The 24,753-nt window shown below is 45.4% G+C and carries 22 protein-coding genes; 12 read left to right on the plus strand and 10 right to left on the minus strand.

Annotated features, from left to right (window positions below):
* The first annotated feature begins 21 nt into the window (after nt 1–21).
* The 9 genes from GA520_RS09865 to GA520_RS09905 all read left to right on the plus strand — a co-directional run bounded on the left by GA520_RS09865 (nt 22) and on the right by GA520_RS09905 (nt 11,036).
* Nucleotides 22–1,458 carry a HAMP domain-containing sensor histidine kinase gene (locus tag GA520_RS09865; protein WP_163336768.1) on the plus strand — a complete coding sequence of 479 codons (1,437 nt, stop codon included), beginning with the start codon at nt 22–24 and terminating at the stop codon, nt 1,456–1,458.
* Nucleotides 1,455–2,822: a sigma-54 dependent transcriptional regulator gene (locus GA520_RS09870; RefSeq protein WP_163336767.1), complete on the plus strand. Its 1,368-nt coding sequence runs from the start codon at nt 1,455–1,457 to the stop codon at nt 2,820–2,822. Before GA520_RS09865 ends, GA520_RS09870 begins: the two co-directional genes overlap by 4 nt.
* Before the next feature lie 368 nt (nt 2,823–3,190).
* Nucleotides 3,191–3,433: a hypothetical protein gene (locus GA520_RS09875; RefSeq protein ID WP_163336766.1), complete on the plus strand. Its 243-nt coding sequence runs from the start codon at nt 3,191–3,193 to the stop codon at nt 3,431–3,433.
* A 309-nt stretch (nt 3,434–3,742) separates the two neighbouring features.
* Complete coding sequence (locus GA520_RS09880) at nt 3,743–5,698, plus strand: proton-conducting transporter membrane subunit (protein ID WP_163336765.1); 1,956 nt, start codon at nt 3,743–3,745, stop codon at nt 5,696–5,698.
* 40 nt (nt 5,699–5,738) lie between these two features.
* Complete coding sequence (locus GA520_RS09885; protein ID WP_163336764.1) at nt 5,739–6,656, plus strand: respiratory chain complex I subunit 1 family protein; 918 nt, start codon at nt 5,739–5,741, stop codon at nt 6,654–6,656.
* Nucleotides 6,653–7,306, plus strand: a complete 654-nt coding sequence (locus GA520_RS09890) for a hydrogenase (protein WP_163336763.1) — start codon at nt 6,653–6,655, stop codon at nt 7,304–7,306. Before GA520_RS09885 ends, GA520_RS09890 begins: the two co-directional genes overlap by 4 nt.
* Before the next feature lie 4 nt (nt 7,307–7,310).
* Nucleotides 7,311–8,738, plus strand: a complete 1,428-nt coding sequence (locus GA520_RS09895; RefSeq protein ID WP_163336762.1) for a proton-conducting transporter membrane subunit — start codon at nt 7,311–7,313, stop codon at nt 8,736–8,738.
* A complete protein-coding gene (locus tag GA520_RS09900; RefSeq protein WP_163336761.1) occupies nt 8,731–10,251 on the plus strand; it encodes an NADH-quinone oxidoreductase subunit C in 1,521 nt (506 codons plus the stop codon). The genes GA520_RS09895 and GA520_RS09900 overlap by 8 nt, the downstream gene beginning before the upstream one ends.
* Nucleotides 10,252–10,292: 41 nt before the next feature.
* The gene (locus tag GA520_RS09905) at nt 10,293–11,036 is read left to right on the plus strand and encodes a hydrogenase (protein ID WP_163336760.1); all 744 of its coding nucleotides are present in this window, start codon (nt 10,293–10,295) and stop codon (nt 11,034–11,036) included.
* Between the two features lie 113 nt (nt 11,037–11,149).
* On the opposite strand, the gene GA520_RS09910 is transcribed toward GA520_RS09905, so the two are convergent.
* Genes GA520_RS09910 through GA520_RS09920 form a run of 3 tightly spaced genes read right to left on the minus strand, consistent with a single transcriptional unit; the run spans nt 11,150 to nt 14,810 of the window.
* Nucleotides 11,150–11,968 carry a 4Fe-4S dicluster domain-containing protein gene (locus tag GA520_RS09910; protein WP_163336759.1) on the minus strand — a complete coding sequence of 273 codons (819 nt, stop codon included), beginning with the start codon at nt 11,966–11,968 and terminating at the stop codon, nt 11,150–11,152.
* A 39-nt stretch (nt 11,969–12,007) separates the two neighbouring features.
* A complete protein-coding gene (locus GA520_RS09915) occupies nt 12,008–14,245 on the minus strand; it encodes a molybdopterin-dependent oxidoreductase (protein WP_163336758.1) in 2,238 nt (745 codons plus the stop codon).
* Complete coding sequence (locus tag GA520_RS09920) at nt 14,235–14,810, minus strand: molecular chaperone (RefSeq protein ID WP_163336757.1); 576 nt, start codon at nt 14,808–14,810, stop codon at nt 14,235–14,237. The genes GA520_RS09915 and GA520_RS09920 overlap by 11 nt, the downstream gene beginning before the upstream one ends.
* Nucleotides 14,811–15,189: 379 nt before the next feature.
* Between GA520_RS09920 and GA520_RS09925 the strand changes: the two genes are divergently transcribed.
* On the plus strand, nt 15,190–16,281 hold the full coding sequence (locus GA520_RS09925) for a hypothetical protein (protein WP_163336756.1): 1,092 nt from the start codon (nt 15,190–15,192) through the stop codon (nt 16,279–16,281).
* Between the two features lie 251 nt (nt 16,282–16,532).
* On the opposite strand, the gene GA520_RS09930 is transcribed toward GA520_RS09925, so the two are convergent.
* From GA520_RS09930 to GA520_RS09955, 5 genes are all read right to left on the minus strand, one after another.
* Complete coding sequence (locus GA520_RS09930) at nt 16,533–17,171, minus strand: lytic transglycosylase domain-containing protein (RefSeq protein WP_240910073.1); 639 nt, start codon at nt 17,169–17,171, stop codon at nt 16,533–16,535.
* A gap of 8 nt (nt 17,172–17,179) precedes the next feature.
* Nucleotides 17,180–18,469, minus strand: coding sequence for a M18 family aminopeptidase (locus GA520_RS09935; RefSeq protein ID WP_163336755.1), 1,290 nt, complete (start codon nt 18,467–18,469; stop codon nt 17,180–17,182).
* 60 nt (nt 18,470–18,529) lie between these two features.
* Nucleotides 18,530–19,264: a putative metalloprotease CJM1_0395 family protein gene (locus GA520_RS09940; RefSeq protein ID WP_163336754.1), complete on the minus strand. Its 735-nt coding sequence runs from the start codon at nt 19,262–19,264 to the stop codon at nt 18,530–18,532.
* Between the two features lie 147 nt (nt 19,265–19,411).
* Nucleotides 19,412–20,416, minus strand: coding sequence for a TIGR00266 family protein (locus tag GA520_RS09945; RefSeq protein WP_163336753.1), 1,005 nt, complete (start codon nt 20,414–20,416; stop codon nt 19,412–19,414).
* Between the two features lie 77 nt (nt 20,417–20,493).
* Nucleotides 20,494–21,525: a hypothetical protein gene (locus tag GA520_RS09955; RefSeq protein ID WP_163336752.1), complete on the minus strand. Its 1,032-nt coding sequence runs from the start codon at nt 21,523–21,525 to the stop codon at nt 20,494–20,496.
* Nucleotides 21,526–21,950: 425 nt separating this feature from the next.
* Between GA520_RS09955 and GA520_RS09960 the strand changes: the two genes are divergently transcribed.
* Nucleotides 21,951–22,880 (plus strand): manganese-dependent inorganic pyrophosphatase, encoded by a 930-nt coding sequence (locus tag GA520_RS09960; RefSeq protein ID WP_163336751.1) that lies wholly within the window; start codon nt 21,951–21,953, stop codon nt 22,878–22,880.
* A gap of 105 nt (nt 22,881–22,985) precedes the next feature.
* Here GA520_RS09960 and GA520_RS09965 read toward each other — a convergent pair whose 3' ends face one another.
* Entirely contained in the window at nt 22,986–24,131 is a 1,146-nt protein-coding gene (locus GA520_RS09965) for a multiheme c-type cytochrome (RefSeq protein ID WP_163336750.1), read from the minus strand.
* A 3-nt stretch (nt 24,132–24,134) separates the two neighbouring features.
* Between GA520_RS09965 and GA520_RS09970 the strand changes: the two genes are divergently transcribed.
* The gene (locus GA520_RS09970; protein ID WP_163336749.1) at nt 24,135–24,356 is read left to right on the plus strand and encodes a hypothetical protein; all 222 of its coding nucleotides are present in this window, start codon (nt 24,135–24,137) and stop codon (nt 24,354–24,356) included.
* Between the two features lie 150 nt (nt 24,357–24,506).
* Here GA520_RS09970 and GA520_RS09975 read toward each other — a convergent pair whose 3' ends face one another.
* Entirely contained in the window at nt 24,507–24,728 is a 222-nt protein-coding gene (locus GA520_RS09975) for an RNA-binding S4 domain-containing protein (protein ID WP_163336748.1), read from the minus strand.
* Nucleotides 24,729–24,753: the final 25 nt, after the last annotated feature.

Genomic DNA, 24,753 nt, shown 5'->3' on the forward strand with positions numbered 1-24,753 from the left:
TATCAACTTTTCGGATATTTGATGTCAGGTATCATCCTCCTCATAGGGACAGATGAATACCTGAGTTATAAGGCGGAGATCGGACAATTTGAAACCGATATGATTACAAATGCCGTTCAGAACGGCAACAGCATATCGGCCATGTTTGTTCATACATGGAGTGAGAGTGGTGAAGATACCGCAATTAACCTAGTCCGTGATGCGAATGATTCAGGGAAGATCGATATTCGCTGGGTACATGCAGATACCCTCAAAAACGACATCCAGGTTTCACCCGTTAATAAAACGGAATTTGGCAGAATTACTTTTGATACTATCGTTTCCGTTAAAATGGAAAACAGGAAGGGTGAAAAGTTTCTCTATACCTATATACCTGTTGATGTAGGTGATGGCAGAAAAGGAGGGCTTGAGCTTTCACAGCCCTTGCATGATTTTGATATTTTTAAGAGAAAAATGTTAAAGCGAGCGGTAACAATCAGTACCATGCTTGCTTTGTTAAGCGGTATCGTCCTGTTTATCTTTATTAACCGACAAATACGTGTACCTCTTAACAGGTTGACGGAACACGCAAAACGGATTGGTGAAGGTGACTTTAGCCCGGATAACAGCATAAGAGGTACCGATGAGTTATCTGATCTCGCTTATTCCATGAATGACATGTGTTCACGACTCCTTATTGCCAAGGAAAAGATCAAGTTTGAGTATGATGCACGCCTGAAAACCATTGATCAGCTCAGGCATACGGAACGTCTTTCAACCTTTGGCCTTATCTCGGCAGGTATCGCTCATGAGATAGGGACACCTCTTAATGTTGTTGATGGCAGGGCAAAAATGATCATTAGTGACGGGTTATCTGATACCGAGATAAAAGAGTGTGCTGGGATAATCAAGAATCAGGCAGAGCGAATGACTGTAATAATTAGTCAATTACTCGATTTTACCCGCCAACCCAAACGGCATATTTCAACGGAAAATGTGAGTTTGCTCATCAATCAGGTGTTCCAGCTATTGCATCCAATGGCAAGTAAGCAGCATGTGTCTTTTTCCCTTTCAAGAGGAGAAAACACTACGGTTATGGTTAATGCAGATGTCGGACAAATTCAGCAGGTTCTTGTCAACTTGTTGATGAACAGTGTCCAGGCAATGCCGAATGGCGGAAAGGTACGTGTCAGTTTATCCAATGAGTTACAGACCGCTCCGCATGGAGGTAAGAATCCACCGACGGATTTTCTCAAAATCCGGATAATTGATGAAGGGGAGGGAATCTGCGAGGAAAACCTTGAACATATTTTTACTCCGTTTTTCACTACCAAACAAATCGGCACGGGAACAGGGTTGGGACTGTCAATTGTTCACGGTATAGTAGAGGACCACGGTGGTTGGATCGAAGTTGAGGGGACACCTGGAAGCGGGGCATGTTTTTCCGTGTACTTGCCAATGAAGGGGAAGAATGAATGAAAGGCAATATTCTTGTTATCGAAGATGACCAGGACATGTGTGACATGTTGAAAATGGGGCTCCGCAGGCGGGAATTTTTGGTGTCGACATACACTTCGGGCAAAGAGGGGTTAGGAGCTGTTCATGCGCAGCCGACAGATGTTGTTTTGGCGGATATCAATCTGCCGGATATGAATGGTCTTGACATCTGTAAAGCCATTGCCACCGATATGCCCGATATCCCAGTCGTAGTCATGACCGCTTTTGGCAGCATGGATACAGCTATTGCTGCCATACGAGCTGGGGCCTACGATTTCGTTACCAAACCATTGGACATGGATATCCTCGCAATGTCTCTGGAGAGGGCCGTACGCTACAGGACACTGCAGGAAACCGTGAAAAAACTGAGTGATGCAGCCAGTCGTCCATTACAGTTTGATGAGCTTTTCGGGGAAAGCCCGGTAATGGAAAAGCTGTTTTCACAACTAAGCAGGATAGCGGATTCGGAAGCATCCCTGCTGATAACAGGTGAAAGTGGTTCTGGTAAGGAATTGACAGCCAAGGCGGTACATCAAAACAGTCGTCGAAAAGACAATCCGTTGATTACCATTAACTGTGCGGCCATGCCTGGTCAGTTGCTAGAGAGTGAACTGTTCGGCCATAAAAAAGGTGCTTTTACCGATGCTAAAACAAGCCATAAAGGATTGTTCCTTGAGGCCGATGGAGGGACCTTGTTCCTTGATGAAGTTGGGGAAATCCCGCTTGATCTGCAGCCAAAACTATTACGAGCCCTTGAAGAGCGGTGTGTAAGACCTGTTGGTGGAACATCGGAATATGATTTTGATGTTCGGATAATTGCGGCAACTAATCGTGATCTTGAATCAGCTGTGGAAGAGGGTCTTTTTAGGGAAGATCTTTATTATCGGCTGAATGTGATCAAGATTGAGTTACCGCCGTTACGCTCAAGAGGGGCCGACATCCTGCTCTTGGCACGTAAATTCATCAAACAGATTTCTGTACGACAGGATAAAGCAGTAATGGGAATTTCTGATGGAGCTGCAGAAAAACTTCTTGATTATGAGTGGCCTGGGAATGTAAGGGAGCTACGTAACGCCATTGAACATGCCGTTGCCCTGACTCATTTTGATAAAATAGTACCGGAAGATCTACCAGAAAAAATTCGACTCCATAAAAATGATTACTTCTTTCTTGCCGGTCAGGACCCAATGGAACTTATCTCCATGGAAGAGATGGAGCGGCAGTATATAATGTATGTACTCAAAACAACCGGTGATAACAGAACCCTTGCGGCCCGTATCTTAAAAGTTGATAGAAAAACTCTTTATCGTAAATTGCAGCGCTATGAAAGTCAGCAGATATCCTGATCTTTGATAATGAGGCATTTTGCCATCATGGGGCATGATGCCCCATTCCCTCCGAATTTCTTGCCAGACCACTCCCTTTTTTCCTGAGCTCTACGATAACATCTCTTAATATTTTTGCTTTTTCTGGATGTCCGTCACCTGTCGGGGCATAGTGCCCCGATGCCTGTCACTCAGATGGTGCCGACGCGCAATTTTCTGGACTTTTTCGATCAATCTCATACACACACACTTTTGCTTGAGTGGCTCAAAAGAAACAATGTACACATATACAGGGTGATAGCGCATTTATGCTTCTGTATGGCACATATCTTGTTATTGAAGAAATCATACAATTAAACCAGCACCCCTAGCATACAGGAAGGTCAGGTATGAAAGTACTTATAGGAATAACGAAAGAACAAAGGAATATCGAAGAAATCATTACCAGATATCATGGGCAATCAGGCTCACTGGTTGAGTTCGGACCGTTTATCTCTAAAATGGATGCTCTCAATTGGCTGGCATATCTCAAAAGCAGGATAGGAGATTTTGAGGAAATTATCCCTGAATTCCAGTCTGGGAGTGAGTCGGCCTGGTATGGTTATACTTTTGAGCAAATGAATAATGTGTGAATCGTGATCTGATTTTTGTTTTTGATTTGGATTTTTGGCAGCCGATTACTATTACTTCAGAATCACAACATATCGATAATACAGCATGTTATCATTCACTATTTTTCTGTAATGCTTCGTAAAAAGAACAGCTTACTTAGAAAATTATTATGAAATTGAAACCAGGCATACAATGGAGGTACTGCGATCACAAAATGCTGACTCAATGGCCAACGCAGGCGACTCAACATTCGCCATAGAATAACACTTACAGGTTATCTCGATGTCAAATTTATCAAGGTACCCCAAAATAAATTAAAACGAGGACAGATGGAAACCTTTTTCCTTTCACTTACTGTTTTATTTGCCGGAGGTTTATTTTCACTCATAACCTTTCGACAATTCAGCCTGATGAAAGCCGGTTTTATCGCGATAACTACCGCAGGTTGTCTCATAGGTTTGTATTCGATTTTTGCACCCCTGCAAGGGGCTGCAGCTGTTAAACTCTCTTATCCCTGGCTTCAGACTTTTACCCTATCTTTTACCCTCGATTCTCTCTCAGCATTTTTTCTTATTCCTATTTTTGTGGTTTGTCCGCTCACGGTAATTTATTGTTTTCATTACATGGAGAAGAAGGGACAGGCAAAACGAATAGGTGTAAGCTTCTTCTTTGCTTCCATTCTTATAGTTTCCATGGCACTGGTTGCCACTGCCGATAACATCGTCAGTTTTGCCCTGGCTTGGGAGCTCATGTCGCTCTCTTCATTCTTCCTGGTTGTACATGAATACACCAAAGAGACAACGCGCAGGGCAGGTTTTATATATTTCATTTTTACCCAGACCGGGGCGATGTTTCTATTCATTGCCTTTGCTCTTGCCTATACCCAAACGGGAAGTTTTGATTTCACCATATTTTCAGGAATGGATGAAAATATTAAGGTTATTGTCTTTTTTCTCGCGCTTGTCGGGTTTGGTTCAAAGGCTGGTATCTTTCCCCTGCATATCTGGTTGCCGCATGCCCACCCGGCTGCTCCAAGCAATATATCGGCTGTCATGTCCGGCGTCATGATCAAGATGGGAATTTACGGAATAATAAGGCTCTATTTTTTACTCGACATCAATAATCCTGTTTGTGGTCAGGTGATTCTTGTTTTCGGTATGATTTCCGGTGTGTTGGGTGTGGTATATGCCCTGGGAAAACAAGATTTGAAGAAATTACTTGCCTATTCCAGTGTTGAAAATATCGGCATAATCCTGATCGGTACCGGAATTGGTATGATCGGGATAACATCCGGGAATGCAGTTATGGCAGGCTTCGGCCTTGCTGGAAGCCTTCTGCACGTGCTCAACCACTCCATATTCAAACCACTGCTGTTTTTGGGAGCGGGTGCAGTTGTGCAGAAAACCGGCACAAAGGATATAGATCAACTCGGAGGGTTGATAAAACGGATGCCGATCACGGGTAAGACCTTTCTGACCGGTTCTGTAGCCATCGCCGGGTTGCCACCGTTTAATGGATTTATCAGTGAGTTCCTTATTTACTATGGTGCCTTTCATGGTCTCACTATAAATGGTTCTTCATTTATACTGACTGTCCTGGCAATTTTATCTCTTGCCATCATTGGCGGTCTGGCCGCTTCATGCTTTTCAAAAGTTGTAGGTATAGTCTTTCTGGGTGAACCACGGACGGAAAGAGCTATGCAGGTTGGAGAGGCAGGTTTCACCATGACCTTTGCCATGATGCTTCTTGCAGCAGGTTGTCTTATTATCGGAGTTTTCCCGGAACCATTTGTAGACTTAGCCTTTATGGGGTTGAGAGATGTAAGTACATTCATCCCTGGTGGCTCAGAGGAGGTTGGCCGGGTAGCTGGAAACCTGGCTCTGGCCTCTCGCATTTTTCTGGTTCTGTTTCTGTTAACCATCCTTTTCCGTAAGATCTGTTACCGAAAAAAGGATATATCAGCCTCACCGACCTGGGGATGCGGATTTACACAGCCCACAGTCAGGATGCAATATACCGGCACATCCTATGCCATGAGTATTATTGATTTTTTCCGACCGTTTGTGGGAGTGAAAACCTCATATTCCGGGATTAACAGGATTTTCCCCGGAAAAACAACATATGAAACCCATATAGATGATATTGCGGAAACGACTCTGATAGAACGTATTGTCACGCCTATTGTTTATATCCTCGGGAAACTACGCTGGATTCAACATGGCCACATTCAGTTGTATATCGGCTATATCATTGTGACGATCATTGTACTTCTCCTGTTTGTATGACAGGCGATCGCGACAGGTATTCTCTTAACAGAGGAAGGTAATGGAAACATATATATCGCTTATAATCGCCATACTCACGGCGCCACTCTTCCCCGGTATTATCCTGAAGGTGAAAGCTTTTTTTGCCGGGAAGCAGGGACCACCACTTTTAATTAAATACTACACAATTTTTAAACTTCTACGCAAAGGCTCCGTCTATAGTACAAGTTCCACTTTTGTCTTTAAACTCGGGCCCATTCTATCCTTTGCAACATCGGCAATTGTCCTGCTGTTTTTTCCTTTTGCCGGAATAGATCCGCTTTTCTCCTTTCATGGAGATGTGATCGTACTTTTCTACCTGATGGGTATGGGACGATTTTTTACGGTAGCTGCAGCACTTGATACCGCATCACCTTTCGAGGGCATGGGCGCAGCCAGAGAAGTGTTTTTTTCAACACTTGCCGAAATTACAATTTTTACGGTGTTGATTCTCTTTTACCGGTTTAACGGATCACTTGGATTCGCCGAATATTTTACCGGTCAGAACCCGATCAGCCTGATTGGATCTTCAGGTGCACTGCTGATTTTCGTGATCGTATCAATGTTTATGGTTTTGTTGACGGAGAACTCAAGGGTACCTGTCGATGACCCTGCGACCCATCTCGAATTGACCATGATTCACGAGGTTATGATTCTTGATCACAGCGGACCGGATCTTGCTTTAATTGAACTCGGTTCATTTTACAAACTGTTCTTTTTCTCAGCCTTTATAACGCATATTATCTGTCCGTTCACTCTGGCAAACAGTGCTGCCAACCTTCTTATGTTTTATGGGATTCTTTCGATGATTTACGTTGGGATTGGGGTGACGGAATCGATAATGGCCAGGTTCAAGATGGATAATGTACCCAAGTTTATTCTCACATCCTTTGCCCTGGTGTTATTTGCTGCAATCTTAACAATGGGGGTGTTTCAATGATAAATATTTCAGAGATGCTTCTGGTTCTAATTCTGCTCTCCATTTTGTTATCACTCGCCTCTTCGCGGTTGATGAACTTGATTCATATTGTGGCATTACAGGGTGTAGTGGTTTCTCTTGTTCCAATATTTTTACGAGATGAAATAAGCCTTGGCACTGGAGCCATAATCTTTTACCAGATCATGATTCTGATAAAAGGCATCCTTATTCCCGGACTTTTATATATGGCTATCAAGAGGGTGTCTATAAAACGTGAAATTGAACCGCTTATCGGATACCACGCATCAATCCTTTCAGGCCTGGCAATTATCCTGATTTCTGTGTTTATCACTAACCACCTCCGCCTTACGCTTCCTAAAGGACACGACATGGTGCTGATAACTGCAATCACTACCATGGCTACAGGTTTCTTTCTGATGATGGCCAGACGTAAGGCGATTACCCAGGTTATAGGGTACCTGATGTTGGAGAATGGTATCTATCTTGTAGGAACTGCGCTTACGAAACACAGCCACACAATCTATGTGGTCGAGTTTGGTGTATTGCTTGATGTTCTGGTCGGGGTCATGATTATGGGAATCATCCTGCACAACATCAACAGTGCATTTGATGATGTGGACACTACATTTCTTGGACGATTAAAGGATTGATAACATGATAGAACTAATCTTTTTACTACCTGTCCTGGCTGGTCTTGCAGCTTTTGCATTACCTTCTGGTATGGGCAGGATACTGCTGCTTGCAACAGCACTGTTTCACTTGCAGCTTACCATCATGGCCTGGATGAAACTACTGACCCCAACATTTCCAGCATTTTTTGCGGCATCACCTGAAGGACTGTTAGTGCTGCTGGTTACCTCTTTTGTCTTTGTCTGTATTTCGATATACGCCTTTGCCTATATCAAGGAAACGAAGATGGAAAACGTAGCGGTGTTCATCTGTTGCATGCTGCTCTTTCTCGGCACCATGTCGATGGTCACTCTGTCAGATCATCCCATTGTTCTTTGGACAGCTATTGAGGCAACGACACTTGTCAGTGCACCGCTCATTTTTATTCATCGATCTAAGGAGGCACTGGAGGCGACATGGAAATACGTGCTTATCTGTTCTGTTGGTATCGCCCTTGCGTTGCTTGGTTGCTTTTTTATTACCTTGTCAATGGATCTGCGGAACGTAGAGTCTTCATTGGCCTTTAGTTCACTCAACGGGGTGGCTTTACAACTGGATCCAGTATGGTTGAAGGTTGGATTTGTATTTGTGGTAATAGGTTTCGGAACCAAGATGGGGCTGGCACCTATGCACACTTGGCTTCCTGATGCTCATAGCGAAGCACCGAGTCCTGCCTCTGCACTGCTTTCAGGAGCACTGCTCAACTGCGCATTTCTGGGTATCTATAAAGTACATGTTTTGATGAACGCAGCCAATCTTGGTGATTTTGCAGGGAATGTCCTCGTTGGTTTTGGTATCGTCTCTGTACTGGTAGGCGGCATATTTATTGTCGGGCAAACTGACTACAAGAGGATGCTCGCGTATTCAAGTATAAAAAACATGGGAATTATTGCCTTTGGAGTAGGCATTGGCGGAATCGCCTTATACGGTGCTTTTTTGCACATGATTCATCATTCATTGCTGAAGTCCTCGCTTTTCCTCTCTGCAGGAAACATTTTACTCGGTTTCGAAACAAAACTTGTGCAGCGAATCGGCGGAATTATCAAGTATCTTCCCAAGACATGTATCTGTTTTCTCGCCGGGTTCATAGGTGTGTCCGGCCTCCCGCCGTTCGGCATGTTTGTCAGTGAATTGTTAATCATCATTGGTGCTATAAAAGGCCAATGGTATATCAGTACCGGATTGTTGATTTTCGCACTCATACTCGTTTTTGCCGGGACAGGCAGGGTCTTTATCGCTATGTCTTTTGGAAAGGAGTTAGAATCTGTGAAAGTGCAGGAGAAGTCACTCCGCCTTATCCCATCGTATATCCTTCTTCTTGCATCCATACTCCTTTGTGTCTGGCTGCCAGATATTGTCTATGCAACAATAATGAATTCAATTGAAATTATCGGGGGTGGTATTCATGGATAATCTCCTGGAAATAGAAAACGGTGTTGCCGTTTCCAGAAAATTGATACCCCAGGTTCCATTTGATCAATTTTACAGGACACTTTCGGACTTTATCAGAAATGATGGATATATCGTCCAGTTTTTCTGCTATCAGGAGACCGGTAGTTACCACTTACTAGCCGTCGTTCGGAACAAGAAACTCTATGTAGTCGCCACCGAGACAGGAGCGACGTTTAAATCCCTTACCGGTACCGTGAGTGAAAAGTTCCATATGTTTGAGCGGGAAATTGCTGAACAATATGGGATCCGACCGGATGGTCATCCTTGGCTGAAAATGGTGAGGTATCATCAAAACTATACCTGTGAGAAGGATGTCTTCGATAATGATTACAAAGAAAATATTCCTGGTAATTACGATTACTTCAGAGTCGAAGGCGAGTCGATACATGAAGTTGCCGTTGGGCCGGTCCATGCCGGTATTATTGAGCCGGGTCATTTCCGTTTTCAATGCGCAGGTGAAGAGGTACTGCATCTTGAGATCCAGCTGGGATACCAGCACAGAGGCATCGAAAAAATGCTGCCGACGGTACCCCGGAAGCGGTTTCCGATTATCTGTGAGTCGATAGCAGGTGATACTTCAGTCGGCCATAACTTGTGCATGTGTCAGGCACTTGAAGCCTTGGCGAACCTACAGGTTGATATAAAGGCAAAAATTGTTCGTTCAATCGCCCTTGAACTTGAACGAATCGCCAATCATATTGGCGATCTTGGGGCCTTGAGTGGTGATGTTGCTTTTAATCCGCCTGCTGCATATTTCGGACGTATACGCGGCGAATTCCTGAATTTATTACAAGTGTTGAGCGGCAATCGTTTCGGTAAAGGTCTTGTTCGTCCCGGTGGAGTTGCCCATGTAATGGGTGCAGAACAATGTCAACTTTTGAGAGATAAACTTGCTGAGATAACGCCCGAAATTGAACATGTATGCGACCTGTTATTTACTGCCCATACGGTGCTGGCACGTTTTGAGTATACAGGTACCGTCAAACACGATATGGCAAAAGACCTTGGTTTAGTCGGGTATGCTGGCAGGGCCTGCGGTATCGCCTATGATGCAAGAAGGGAATTCCCTTCAGAAATCTATGGAGAACTGCCAGCCAACAACAATAACGTGACAGATGGAGATGTGAACAGCAGGGCAACAGTAAGGAGAGGGGAAGTAATGCACTCACTGAGCCTTGTTTCCATGCTACTGGACAAATATGAGGTGCTGGAATCAGCCGCAACAGCAGTACAGATGCAAGAACACAAGCTGATGTGTGATTCGTTTGTAGTCACCGTTAATGAGGGCTGGAGAGGGGAGCTTTCCCACTGTATCCTTACGGATAGTAAAGGGGATATACAGCGCTATAAAATCAAGGATCCATCTTTTCATAACTGGACCGGACTTGCAATGTCCTTAAGGAATCAGGAAATTTCAGATTTTCCCTTATGCAATAAAAGCTACAATCTCTCGTACTGTGGTTTTGACCTCTAACGATGATATCAATCTCTTTCATATAGAAGAAGGCTATTATTATGCTGAAAATCATCAAGAATAAGATGGAACAGGGGTGTAAAACCTCAAAATATCCTGCTGAACCGATCTCTTTATATAAGAGATACAGGGGGCTGCCTGTTATTAATAAGGAATGCCGGGATGAGATTATTCAACTATGTGTTGGGATCTGCCCTCAGGATGCGATAGACCCGCACAACAAAACTATTGATCTTGGAAAGTGTACTTTTTGTGGCCAGTGTGAGGTTGAAGGCGAGGGTGAGTTTGTTCGTTTCAGCCAGAATTTTGAGCTTGGTACAGCTTCGCGTGATGCCCTGGTGACAGATGGTGTCTTGCCGGAACTGGCTGAACACTCCAAACAGCATTTCAAAAAACTTTTTGGCAGATCCCTGCAGCTTCGACAAGTATCAGCGGCTGGCTGCAATTCCTGTGAGGCCGACACCAATGTTCTCGGTACGCCGTTTTTTGACCTTTCACGTTTTGGAATAGATTTTGTGGCGTCCCCGAGGCATGCGGATGGTATACATGTTACTGGACCTGTTTCACGCAATATGACCAAAGCGTTGCTGGATACCTATGAAGCGGTACCTGCGCCAAAGGTCGTTATCGCCAGTGGGTGCTGTTCAATTTCCGGTGGGCCGTTCTATGGAAGTGATGAAATCGTCGGGGATCTGAATAGCCTGCTTCCTGTTGATCTTTATATACCAGGTTGCCCACCGCACCCGATGACGACATTGCACGCATTGCTGAAATATTTCAAATGAAATGAGTCGCCCCGCTACAAAACTGACGGGCATGATATATTCAGAAATAGAAAGGGGCATGATCAAGTTTTGATCATGCCCCTTTGTTTTACGTTGTATGAGAAGCAAAAAAACTACTCTTCCTTCTCTGAATCAGATGTCGCAACACCGGCAGCGATAAGAGAGCCAACAACACCTACCATACCTACATTGCGCAGGGTTTTCGTGGCAGATCTTCGCAGAGAGGCCAGCATGGCTCTTCTGCGCACATGGTTGAGATCGGCAAGTTCGGGGGTGGAGGTGCCAAACAGCAGATCCATATCTTTCTTTTTGCCTATGTAACGGGAGTTCGGTCCGAGATTACCGTCAACAGGCTCAATGCCGATTGCGCCTTTCTTGACCAGTTTGGCAGGCTCAGATTCCGGATCATCGAGATCACCGAAAATCCTGGCTCCTGTGATGCAGGTCTGTACACAGGCGGGTATTGCCCCACTATCAACACGTGGCTTGCAGTAGGTGCATTTGTCGGCTTTGCCGTCTTCGCTTACATCGTCTACGAGTGCAGGGTTTACATACCGAGCATTATAGGGACAGGCATCGACACAGGCTCCGCAGCCAATACAGCGGTTCTTGTCTATCTGGACGGTTCCGTCGAAAGGGTCCTTCCAGGTAGCAGCGACCTCCATGGTGACAGTCTTGCCGCTCTTTGGGTCGGTAAAGGTTACATCTTCCGTGTCTGCGGGACACTCCGGGACACAGACAGGGTCGGTGCAATGGTTGCAAAGCCCTATATAATATGTCGCAGCCATCTCATCATTAACGATCGTTGGACCAAGTCGATTTACCCAGTTCCTGCCAAATTCAACGGGAACCTCCCATTCTGCCTTACAGGCAATAGTACAGGCATGGCAACCGACGCATCTTTCAAGATCAATTATCATTCCATATTGCATCTATTGTATCCTCCTAAAGAGAACTGTACGTGAATATTATTACGCCGGAATATCCAGCACCTTGCCATCTTTTATCAATTTAACAAAGTTGTTACGCATGCCGTGAGCACCGGTCTCCGGATCAACCGAGATTTTGGTGATCAAGCTCTGGTCGTCAACACCAGCATCGACACCTACCGTCATCAGCGGGTTGGCAGAACCATATCCGTGTGCCATATAGACACAGTCTTTACGCATACCTGGGGTTACTTTAACGGATGTTGTGGTGCGTGACTTTGCGCCCTCACTGTTGATAAACCCAACCTGGTCCCCTTCTTTGAGACCAAGTTTGGCCGCAACCTGATCGTTAACCCATACCGGATTTTCCGGCATGGCCTGATGCAACCAGGTATTGTTCTGGGTTCTGTTGAAGGTGTGGACAGGGACACGACCATAGAGCAACCGTGCATATCCGCCAGGAACCTGATCAACAGGGATATACGTTGGTACACCCGGGAAACCAAGGTCTTCAACATCCTCGTTGTAGAACAGTACCTCAAAATCTTCGGGCATCGTATATGGGTCCTTACCATCCTGAAGATGAATACCGTCCTCTTTTTTCAGCTGATCGAGGGATAATCCGGCGACTTTGAGGTTCTTGTCGACCATCTCTTCCACCGTCTTAACCGGGATTGCATCTTTATATCCCATGCCTTCGGCAATGGCGTTGGTAATGAAAATCTGGTCTTTACGCTCAAACATCGGTTCAACCAGTGGGAAACGGGCTGCGATATACTGTTGTTGTTTTTCAGAGAAATCCCACTGAGTCCCGGTTTTAACAAGGTCGTATCTCTCAAGATAACTCACTTCAGGGAGCAGGATGTCAGCATACATGGTTGCATCTGTCGGCATTACGTCGACACACATGACAAAATCCATCTGCTTGAGAACGTCCTTCATCTTGTCGGGTCCGGGGATGGTCTGGATGGGGTTCTGTCCCCACATTACACAGCCCTTGATCGGATATGGTTTACCGGTTAGCGCGGCATCACGGATCAATTCAGTTGGTGTTCCCGGTGGGTGCAGTGGATACTTGGCCTCTTCATCCTCATTGTAGTTGAGGTTGTGCTCCAGGCCGTGATCATGTTTCGCCCAACTGACACCACCGACTTTTGGTCCCTTTCCGGGAACCCAGCCACCCTTACTGTAGTAAGCTCCAAGAAGCCCGGTAAGGCATGCCAGGGAACGCTGACGCTGGAAGTCGTTGCCGTACCATGAGACATGTCGTCCAGGGTGAATACTGACGCTCGGGGCGCTATCTGCAAGAAGATCCGCAACTTCCTGGATTTGTTTTGGATCGAGTTCACACTCTTTGGCTGCCTTCTCAAGGGTCCACTCTGAGATACCGGCCTTGAATTCGTCAAAACCTTCGCCATGTTCGTCAATAAAATCGACGTCATACTTTTCGTTCTTAACCAGGTAGTTCATTATTGCAAGCAAAAAGGCGGTGTCTGTTCCGGGTTTGATTTTTACCCAGATATCCGATTTTGCGGCGGCAGCAGAGTAACGTGGATCGACGACGATGAGTTTGGCGCCACGCTGTAAGCCCTTTATATAGGCTTTAACGTGGGAAACATGAACATTCTCACCAATATGGGAACCGACCAACAGGATAGCCTTGGCATTAGGCATATCAACTTTTTCTCCTGGTGGTTTGCCGGTAGTGGCCACATAGGCCATATCGCGTATACCTCGACACTGATAGAATGAAGCTTCACTGACGTTATGGGTCCCAACTGTTCTTTCAAAAAAATGCATCGGATATTTAGCCGATGAACCGTGAGGGAATACTGCAATCCCTTGTGGACCGTATTTGTCGACAACAGTTTTGAGACGGGTAGAGCATTCTTTTAACGCTTCATCCCAACTAATTTTCTTCCAAACCGGCTTGCCTCTTTCCCCTACATTTTTCAAGGGGTACTTCAGGCGATCCGGATCGTAGAGGAGCTTAATTCCGGCATTGCCCCTGGCGCAAATGGAAGTTCCATTATCAATTGACTTTGGATTTCCTTCCAGTTTAATCAGACGACCGTCGCGTTTCTTGCCGACGAGTTGACAGCGCCAGAAACACATTTCGCAGATTCCGCCGGCAACTTTCTCCTCGTTGAGGGTGCCTTTCGCTTCCAGGGGAGACGGCGTAAAGCTGGTTTCTGCTGAAACCACTTTGGAAAGCGGGATGGAAACGGCTGCGAGGGAGGCCGATTGCAAAAATCTACGCCTCGTTACATTAAATGCCATGTTCGTTTTCCTCCATTGTGAAAAAATCAATGAGTTGAACAATTACAGAGTAAAAGGGGTGTTGAGCCTCTTCCTCTACTCTTTTCTTGAAATGTGGAAACCACGGTAGAAATAACTTATTAATAAATTCTGTCTCAGCTGGACCGTCACTCTGCCCGGCCAAAAGAGAAAGAAATTCGAGTTGATGACAGATATGATCCGGCAAATCGGAGTTAGCCTTGAGTTGATAACCATGTTCCCGGTAAAACTGCAGGGTCTTTTCTGTATGTACTCCCTGCAGGGACTTGTCAATGTAGACAGAACCGTAGGGTGGAGCGGCAACGTGCGGAACGCCGTTTATGAAGAGCCTGGTGTGCTCAATCTGGAGTTCTTCCAGAATATCGCCTGGTTTGGAGAAAGCCTGCTTGAGTTTCTCTATCTCCCTGTCAGCCTCAAGACTTTCAAGGATCAGGTAGAGACTATTCCTGTATTCTTCTGTGAACCATCCCGGTTCTGGGAACTGCATGGACAGGGCACAAAAACGATACAGTGTTGCTACCTGGGCAGATAGCGGCTCGACAGTCATATGGCAACCTTCAACGAATGAATAAAAGTCGGGGTTGTCCAATAGCCTTGGCACATGACAACCGCTCATTACAGGACAGAATTCTACATTGTGGTCATTTGTTTGTCAATATTACATTGTAGTATTCGGCGCTCCTTACATATTGAAAATATGGGTTTTATTTTTGTACCATTCGATGAAGTCCTCAAAAATTAAATAGATAGCTGATAGGGTTTTGTGCGCACTTTAAGAAAATAATTAAAAACTATATTAGCAAATCTTGATTTTTTTTCTAAAGGTTCCGTTATAAACAGTCGAAACAGATAAGCAGCAAACTTATTTTTTTGCCGAGGATGGGTTGCCTGACAGGGGCTACCGCCAATGCCACGGAGGGCATGCCATGAAAATATCAGATTACACTGTCGATCTTTTTTCGGAACGAACTGCCGTTGAAAAAACGGTAAAACGGGAAAGCCTGCGAACCTGGGGAGATAAAGATAAGCAACCTCTGGTAGAGAAAAGGCTAAAAGACAATCCTTCTGTTGTAACGAAGAACATAAATAGCACGTCTGTCGGACAGATACAGACGGACGACGTTCAGCTCTCTAGTGTGGCCATGCAAGGGCGTCCACGAAGGGCACTGGTTGCACCGGTCCCTGAAGGACACAAAATAATGGCAGATCTCAATCTTGAGATATTAAAAGAAATGATAGAACGGATCACCGGTAAAATAATGGACTTCAGGATCCCAGGTGAGGTCGGGGCCTCAGGACCGGTTGAGACAAATGAAGCACCGGCTGATGAGCTTTCACCCGTTGTGGGACAGGGTTTTGGCATGGAGTATGACTACTATGAATCGCATTACGAGTACGAATCCACAAGTTTTGAGAGTTCGGGAACAATACAGACAGAGGACGGGCAAGAGATAGGTTTTAACGTACGACTCAATATGAGTCGCGAGTTTATGACGGAACACCATGTTAATATTATGGTCGGAGAGCCATTAAAGGATCCTTTGGTTGTCAATTTTGGCGGTGGGGCTGCTGAGATTCACAACAGGGATTTTGAATTTGATATTGATGCTGACGGAAAGAATGATCAAATTGGTTTTGTGGGACCTAATAGTGGTTATCTTGTCCTGGATAAAAATGAGAATGGTATAGTTGATAACGGACTCGAACTGTTTGGTCCTCAAACCGGTCGAGGTTTCAGTGAACTTGCCGCCTACGATGCAGACGGTAATAACTGGATTGATGAGAACGATTCCATTTACAACCGATTGCGGATCTGGACAAAGGATGAAAGTGGGAATGATCAGCTCTTTGCTCTGGGTGAAAAAGGAGTGGGAGCCATTTACCTTCATCACATTGAAACCCCGTTTTTCTTGAAAGGTGAGGGGAACAGCCTGCTCGGGCAGGTGAGGGAAAGCAGTGTCTACCTGGGGGATGACGGATCAGTGGGGACGGTTCAGCAGATTGACCTGGCGGTTTAATCTGAATCTTACATTCTGAATTCACCTGTAATGTCAGCCACATAATTGGTTCGGGGCGACTCGTCTTACAGGCTCTGCACGAATCGGTTTATGTCGGGCCCTTGAAAAAACTCGCCCTGCTCCTTCGCTGAAGAAGAGGGAGGCTTATAAGGGTAATCAGTCTTTCATGAGTCCATGCGGTACCTTCTGAAATGATGAGTGAGTTGGGCTGGAATGTTGATATGAAAACGTGAAAGCCTGGTTCTGCAGTATCAGCGGATTGCGCCTTTTTTACGTAACAGGTGTAGGTAATAACCGTTCACCTTGCCTATTAGGTCTTTGGTCTCCTTGTACGGTGCATGATTACCCTTTGCGAGAGAGTCGGTGTTTTCACCGGCGTTCCAGGCTGAGAGAACCAGCTCCAGTCGTCCATCGAACTTGTAATTGTACTTGGAAATTAAGAAACAGGTGAGGAGGATGTTAGTCGCTGGGTCGAACAGGTCTTCCTTGGTTATGTTTTTAAGGGTTGATTTCGGTACGTATTTAAAATGGGTCGTCGATTTAAAAAGCTCGAGACCCGCCTCTTTTCCCGTAGAGAGGATGATCTGTCCGAGACCGTATGCCATTTTAGGAGATACCGCTCTGGGGTTTGCTCCTGATTCAGCAAGGATAAGGGCTTTAATGAACTCGGGACTTACTTTGTGGTTAGGCACATAGTAATTAAAATTGGTAAAATACTCGATAAGATGATCGTACCTGGAGATCCTGTTGATTGCTTCATGGGAAAGTTTCGTCGACTGATACCGCCTGACATACGAGTGCAGGTCACTGCTTGAAGCAACTGCTGCCAAGGGAACGAAATGAAAAATCGCGATTCCTGTACAGATCATTCGGAAGAGGTGATTTTTCATCTGTCACTCTATTGCAGAAATTCAATAATAGTCTGATAAAGCATGTATGGATCGCTACTGCCGGTAATTTCCCTTATCGAATGCATTCCGAATGTCGGGACACCTATATCAATGGTATCAACACCGAGTTTAGCCGCTGTCATCGGTCCAACAGTACTACCACATGGCATGTCACTGCGCATGACAAACTCTTGCACAGGGACGCCTGCTTTTTCCGCTATTAACTTGAATCTTGCGGAAGAACGGCTGTTTGTTGCATACCGCTGGTTGGCATTTATTTTGATTACTAGGCCCTCGTTGAGGTTCACTGAATGATTGGGGTCTGACAACTCCATATAGTTAGGGTGAACACCATGGGCATTGTCCATGGATACCAGAAAGGAGTTCCGCAAAGAAATATATCGTTGCTCGGGATCCGGTATTATTCTCGAGAAAATGTCAGTCACAAAAGAGCTATTGGCACCGCTCACTGAAGTGGAGCCATTTTCCTCATGATTTGTACAGATAAACATGCTGTTCATAGTACCACTACTCTGACAGAGGGCCATGACCCCGGCATGACAACTTAATTGATTATCTAGTCTGCCAGCTGCGATAAACTCGTTATTGAGCCCAAGAAATGCCGGAGCCTGGCTGTCATAACAGAAGAGGTCAAAGCTGAGAATTTTTGAGATTTTGGGTTTTGGATATTGCTTTTTAATCCTCTGAAGCAGGATTTCATGAAAATTCGGTAATTGATCACCAATTTTCTGGGCAAGAAGAGGAGGGAGAAGTTTTTGTTTGTCTATAGACTTGCTTGTATTGGCCTCCCTGTCCAGATGAATGGCCACCGTGGGTATCGTCAGCAGGGGACGCTTGAAATCGATGAGGAATTCCTGGTAACTTTCGGCATTTGTTTTGGCGCAAACCCTTCCGGCGAGCCCGAGATCCCTGTCGAACCATTGGTGCAACAGGGGGCTGCCGTAGACTTCCACGCCAAGCTGCAGATAGGGTGGTGATTCAATGGCAGCGACCGGCTTGATCTGCAAACCAGGGCTGTCGTTGTGGCTGGCAGTCATCCTGAAGCCATCTGAAGGGATCTGTTTTTTTCCGAGAGTGAATGCGCAAATAGCACTATTGTCACGAACAACAAAGTATCCGTTTTCAGGTTTTAATTTCCATCCCTTGCTCTCGTCCAACTCCTTAAAACCAGCTTTCACCAATCTCTTTTGAATGGTTCTGGTTGTGTGGAAAGCGGTGGGGGATTGCTGCAGAAAACCAAACAGATCCTTATTGTAATCCTGTGAATTGGTGAACATGTTGTCGTTATGGAGGGTTTAATTATTTGGGAGTGATTGATCTTTGAGCAGGAGCTGGGGTCAGCGCATTGCCAGTATGGTTTGATACGACTCAATCATGGTTTTTAATGTTGCGGATCCTGCAACATCAGGATCAAGCGGTTCGATGGCAGCTTGCCTGCCGGCTTCTGGAGCCGTGGTGTCATCCGAGTTCTTTTCCTGATCCTGAACAGTTGAACTTTCATCTTGGTCTTGTTGCAGGAGTTCCTGTCTTGCCTGCGAGGCCTTCATCGCAGCCTGGGCAGCAATTTGCCTGTCAGCGGGGGAGGGGTTTGCGGGGGCAAGTGCAGCCCGTCCGATGGTCTCCATTTTCTGAATGGTTTCTTCCGGGGTTGACTCCTTGCCGATATCTATTTGAACCTCACCTCCAACAGCATATCTGTTGCCGTCAGGGCCACGCTGATAAGTGAAAGACGCGCCACTTGCTGCATATTGGCCCGCAGCTGCCATATGGGCCTGTTCGTGTGTTTTCACTTCGAGATCGCGTGATTTCAACTGTCTGAGTTGAGTCTGTTCGGCTGTGGTCAGTTCACCGGTGGCGCCTGTGCCTGTGCCGGAAGCACGTTCAGAAGAAGAGGCATTACCCTGCTGGTCTCGCGAGGCTGGTGAAAGGGTGACCTTGTCGATACCTTCAGAACGGCGTTTCCTGCCATTGAGGTGTTCATTATGCGAAGAACCTGATGCTCCAGAACCAGTGAACGTAGGTTGGACAATTTTTAAAGGCGATGGGGTAATATTTGTTACTGCACCTTCCATGATCGGTCCTGTTTTTTACTTTTAAAGTTCTGCTACTACTATATAGCATTTGTCATTGAATGGCAAACACATGTCTGAGTAAAAAAAAGGACATAATATTAAGTTGTGAAATGATAACAGTTGTATGTGTGACATGCTGTGTGAGTGTTACCTCTCAAAAAGGTTGCCTAATCCACCCAGGACAGATCCTTCTCCGGTTGTTGAAAAACCGGCATTATTTTGTGGGGCAGATTCATGTATCCTGCCGGCTAGACGAGAAAATGGTAATGACTGAAGCCATACATGACCTGGACCTCTCAGGGAGGCGAAGAAAAAACCTTCCCCTCCAAATAATGCGGATTTTACACCACCGACAAATTCGATATCATAATTGACTGTCTGGGTCAAGGCAACGAGACAACCGGTATCGACACGTAATATCTCGCCAGCTGAAAGCTCTTTTTCAATAATAGTTCCGCCTGCATGGACAAATGTAAGACCATCTCCTTCTAGCTTTTGCATGATAAAACCCTCACCGCCAAAGAGGGCCGTGCCAATTTTTTTCTGGAACTCAACACCAATGGCTACACCTTTAGCGGCACAGAGAAAGGCGTCCTTCTGGCAGACCAGCTTGTTGTTGTAGTTGGTCAGGTCAAGTGGGATGATTTTACCGGGATAAGGGGAAGCAAACGCGACTTTACCTTTGCCGGCACTCGCCTGGGTGAACACCGTGGTAAAGAGACTTTCTCCTGTGACCAGGCGTTTGCCAGCACCAAGCATTTTGTCGAACAGTCCACCCTGTTCGGACCCCTGGCTTCCATCACCAAAAATAGTCTCCATCTGGATACCGTCCGACATGTACATCATGGCCCCTGCTTCGGCCACGGCACTTTCTTGTGGATCAAGTTCGATTTCGACAAATTGCATCTCGTTTCCGAAAATTTCATAATCGATTTCGTGGGCAATAGCGCCCCCTTTCGGCGGGGGAGGGGCAGAAGCGGGTGCCTGACCCTGCAGTTCGGGAACCGAATGAATCGGCATCCAGTCCTGGAAACCCTGTCGCCAAACCATTGTTTCATTTTTATATAACCCGGACTGAAGTCCCTGTTGAACCTGAATCTTTGAAAATGGTCCCTGTTGTTGACCGTTTACTGCAACGTACCAGCTATCCATATCAGCCTCACCGTGTATAAATGAAAGTATGCTCGAAGTTTTTATGATTACAAGGCTGAATAATGACAGCCCCCAAATTACATGTATTTTTCTTCCAAATTGTAGAGCTTGTCGAGATAATCATCTCGCAAACGAAGCCGTGAACCGCTGTTTTCAAGTTCATCGATGAGGGAACGGATTGCCGGGCCGATATCGATGCCATGCTTATTGGTTCCATTGCTGTTGGCTTTATCAACAATAAGTATAGAATAATAACTAACTGCCAATCTGGAAACTGAATCCCGCCGAAAAAGGTACAATCTACCACCCATGGTGTTCAGGAAAAAACCTGCATAATCATAGAGAGCTGTGTCGGGAATCATGAGGTCAAAACCTTCCTTCAGACAGGAGGGGGATTCAGTAAGTTTGTAAAATTCTGCCAGGACGTTTTCGAAAGAATCTTTCTCGCGGTCAAGAATAGCTTTTAAGGTAAAAATATTTTTCTTGCCGACAATGCGAAAGAAGTGGGCAGTGTTCTGGAGAATATTAAAGAGGTCGTCGGTTTCCCCTGTGACTATCGGAGGGTTATCTACAACCTTTTGCAAAAGGTCGGAAAAATACATCTCACTTGGTTTATCCAGTTGATATGGTGTAAGATAATCCTGTTGGTCGAGATGTGAATAAAAATCCTTGATAGTGAGGATCGATGGACTGCAATTCAGTCCTAAGTCTGTCTGGTCAAATTCTGATTCCGGATCACCTAGGGGCAACAACTTTTCGGTGGAGGGGGCTTTAAGGATGTCCTCCTGAACCGTGGATGAGCCATCAGGTAAGGGCTCTGCCTCGGCCGCATCATAATCAGTGTTATCGGTTACATCTTCAAGAGGGTGGTTTGTACCTGATCGGCCAGAAGGTTGGGATGAACCCGAACCTGATTGGCTATCAACAGCATTGTCAGAGAGGTGTTGGTCAATTTGACCTGACAATGGCGGAGATTGCCGGTCAAAATAAAGGAAGTATGCGAGTATCCCGGTTATCACTACAAGAAATGCCAGAAACCAAGGTAAAGGGCTTCTCTTTATTTGCCTTCTCCTTGAGTGCGGTCGATCGTTTTCGTTTTGGGGTGACATAGTCTAACTGTTTATAATTAGTGATATAAGTGTTTTCAGTAAAGTAATATAAACCGATAGAATAAAGAAGTCACGAACCAATTACTATTGAATTGCTTGGATAAATGTGAGTTAACAGCAGTCGCAAAGTTATATAATAGTGCATTATCCGACCACGCTGCTCCTTTTATAGTATTGATATGGCCAGGCAAATGTATAATGCTGCTCTTCAGGAAGCTTTTTGTGTCTTTCAATTCGATAAACAGCTCTTAAGAGTTTTATCTTCACACGGGTGTTAACCGATTTCTCTTGTTTTTCTGCTTGACTCGAATCTGTGAATTCACTATGTTAAGCTGTCTTTTTCCAATGAAAAACACAGGTCGCACTGACTTATATTATAGTTTTCAGTTAGTTGATTTTATTAATTAAATTAATGGAGGAAAAAAATGGCAATTTGTGTAGTAGGACATTCTAACCCGGATACCGATTCTGTAACCTCTGCAATCGCCCTCGCTACCCTGTTGAACGCTCAAGGGCAGGAAGCAAAGGCATGTATGCAGTCTGCAGTTGACAACCTGAATCCTGAATCCACAATGGTTCTTGAAAGATTCGGCCTCACAGCTCCTGAAGAGGTGACTGACGTGGCCGGGCAGGACGTAGCACTTGTTGATTTCAGTGACATCGGTCAGGGACCCGCCAACCTTGCTGACGCCAACGTCGTCACCATCGTTGACCATCACAAAATTGGTGATGTTACCACCAACAACCCTATTCTTTTCCGTGCTGAGCCTGTTGGCTGTACCGGTACAGTGCTGAATAAGATGTTTAAAGAAGCTGGTGTTGCTATTCCGAAAGATATTGCTGGTGGAATGCTTGCCGCTATTCTCAGCGATACCGTTAACTTTAAGTCGCCGACCTGTACCGAAGATGACAAGGTAGCAGTAAGCGAGCTGAAAGTTGTTGCCGGTGTTGATGATACAGAAGCTCTTTTCATGGATATGCTGAAGGCCAAGTCTTCTGTTGACGGTGTTCCTGCAAAGGACCTGCTGTTCCGTGACTATAAAGATTTCGATATGAAAGGAAATAAAGTTGGTGTTGGCCAGCTTGAACTCGCAACTATCGATCAGGTAGCAGCAATTCGCGATGATCTCGTAAAGGCAATGGAAGAAGTAAAAGCTGACGGACGTCACTCTGTACTGCTGATGCTCACCGACGTTGTTAAAGAAGGAACCGACCTTGTTGTCCTTTCTGACGATACCGCACTGATTGAGGGCGCTTTCAGCGGCAAACTTGAAGGCGGATCAATGTGGATCGATGGAATGATGAGCCGTAAAAAGCAAACTGTTCCGAATCTGCAAAATGCGTTCGGCTGCTAATAATCGAATAATTTGTTTTCGGTGAAAGCCGAAAACAGTTGTATTGAAAAAGGGGCGTGATCGGTAACGATCACGCCCCTTTCTTCGTCTAAGCTATTTTCCTCATTAATTTCCAGGGCACTGGATCTTTCTGACCCTCTCTTGAAAATTAAATGTGTCATCCATTTCTTTTGTGTGGCAGCGTATGCAGGTGTCGGCGGAGATCGTGTAAGGTGTATTCGGCCCCTCCGGATGTTGGGGAAGGGGGCCGTGGCACATCTCACATCCGACAGATTGCATTACAGGGGCAAGGGTCAACAGGTTCGTTCCACCGCTTTCCAGGCCACTATCTAAATCCCATGTGACATGGCAGGAGAGACAGTTGAGATTGTACTGTTGCTGTTTTATTACCAGGGTGTCATAAGCTATGGCGTGACCTGTGCTCTTCCAGAATTCTGTTTGTGCTTGATGGCATTCGACGCAGGATCCTGAACCGGCGAACGCTTGTACCTTTTGCTTTTTGTCAGTTATGCCCGCAGCGGTTTTTCTATTTTGGCTTCTGATTTTTTTTTGCATATCATTAAGAACAGATACGGCTACCGGATCTTCTGGAATAGCATTGTTAAGTGGTATGAAGCGGTAGCTATACATTCCACCGGCAGGGATCGCCTCCGGTGAATTATCAATATTTATCAATTGTTCAAGATACCTGTCGTTAATTGGGATGCGCTCTGTCGCATTCTGTGACTCAGCGTCAATTAATAGATTTTTAACGACCTCTCTTTTGTTGGCCTCATCCCAGAGAGGTATTTCGTTCCACTCGATCTGGAAACGGCCAAAATATTTCCCCCGAGTATGGGTTTGGGTGATGACTGTGTTGTTGACCAGCAACGGGACCTTGTTCCCAAGTCTGGAATCTGCACCAATAATCAGTTGAATATGAGGAAAACGGGATGCTATTTCTTTGTTTGTCGATTCCGTCATGTTGGATAATAAAATGAGAAAATCGCACACAGGAGAGAGAGACCGGATTATATCAGGTAAAACCTCTTGCCAGGGAAGTATACGGTAATTTGAATCCTTTGTTTCATGAAGGGCAGTGAGACCAATAATACCTGTATTGAAGTTTTCATTTTCAACAATACGCCACGGCGAAACTAATGGTTTATTCTGTGGGTCTCGCATATTGGCAGAAATCCATGGAACACCTTTCAGACTCGACTCTATGAGGGGTTCAATGCCTGTAGACAGATCGTGAGGACCAACTGCCATGCCGTGGTATCCCGATTTTATATAGAGCTCCTGGATGGTCTGCGCGGTAATCTTGTCCTGTTCGGAAGCCCTCTTCTGTCCGATTCTTTTGAAAAGGATATTGCCGGAATCAACGAGAATGGTTGTAACATTGTTTATTTGTTGCCACTCATGTATCAGAAAAATCCGTCTGGACAGACCGCCCAGTTGGCTGGATTTTCAACCACAGGGGGCCGTCTCGCCTAACAAATTAGCCGAGTGCAGAACCTGAATGTTTGCTGCAAAAAGTGTCGATATTGGGAATAGCAGGATGCAGGCAGAAAGAAGACAGCCAAGTATTAAACGTTTCATGATACCTCTGTTAAAATGAGGTTATGCATCTGTGGGATGCGGAGTTTATTTTTCAACGAGTTTATATGTTTTGCCTGAGTAGGAGACAGTATCTCCTGCCTTGAGTTGTTTTCCCCGCTGTTTTTCCACGGTGTCATTTACTAAAACATCACCGTACTGTATTCGGATTTTGGCTTCAAAACCATCCTGAACCATTTCTGCCAGTTTCAGAAATTGCCCGAGGCGAATAGGCAGGTCAGCTACGGCAAAGATATTTTCTGTACTCATAGGAATGTTATTGTATTGATACATG

The sequence above is a fragment of the Desulfopila sp. IMCC35008 genome (genome assembly GCF_010646885.2).
GTDB lineage: Bacteria > Desulfobacterota > Desulfobulbia > Desulfobulbales > Desulfocapsaceae > Desulfopila.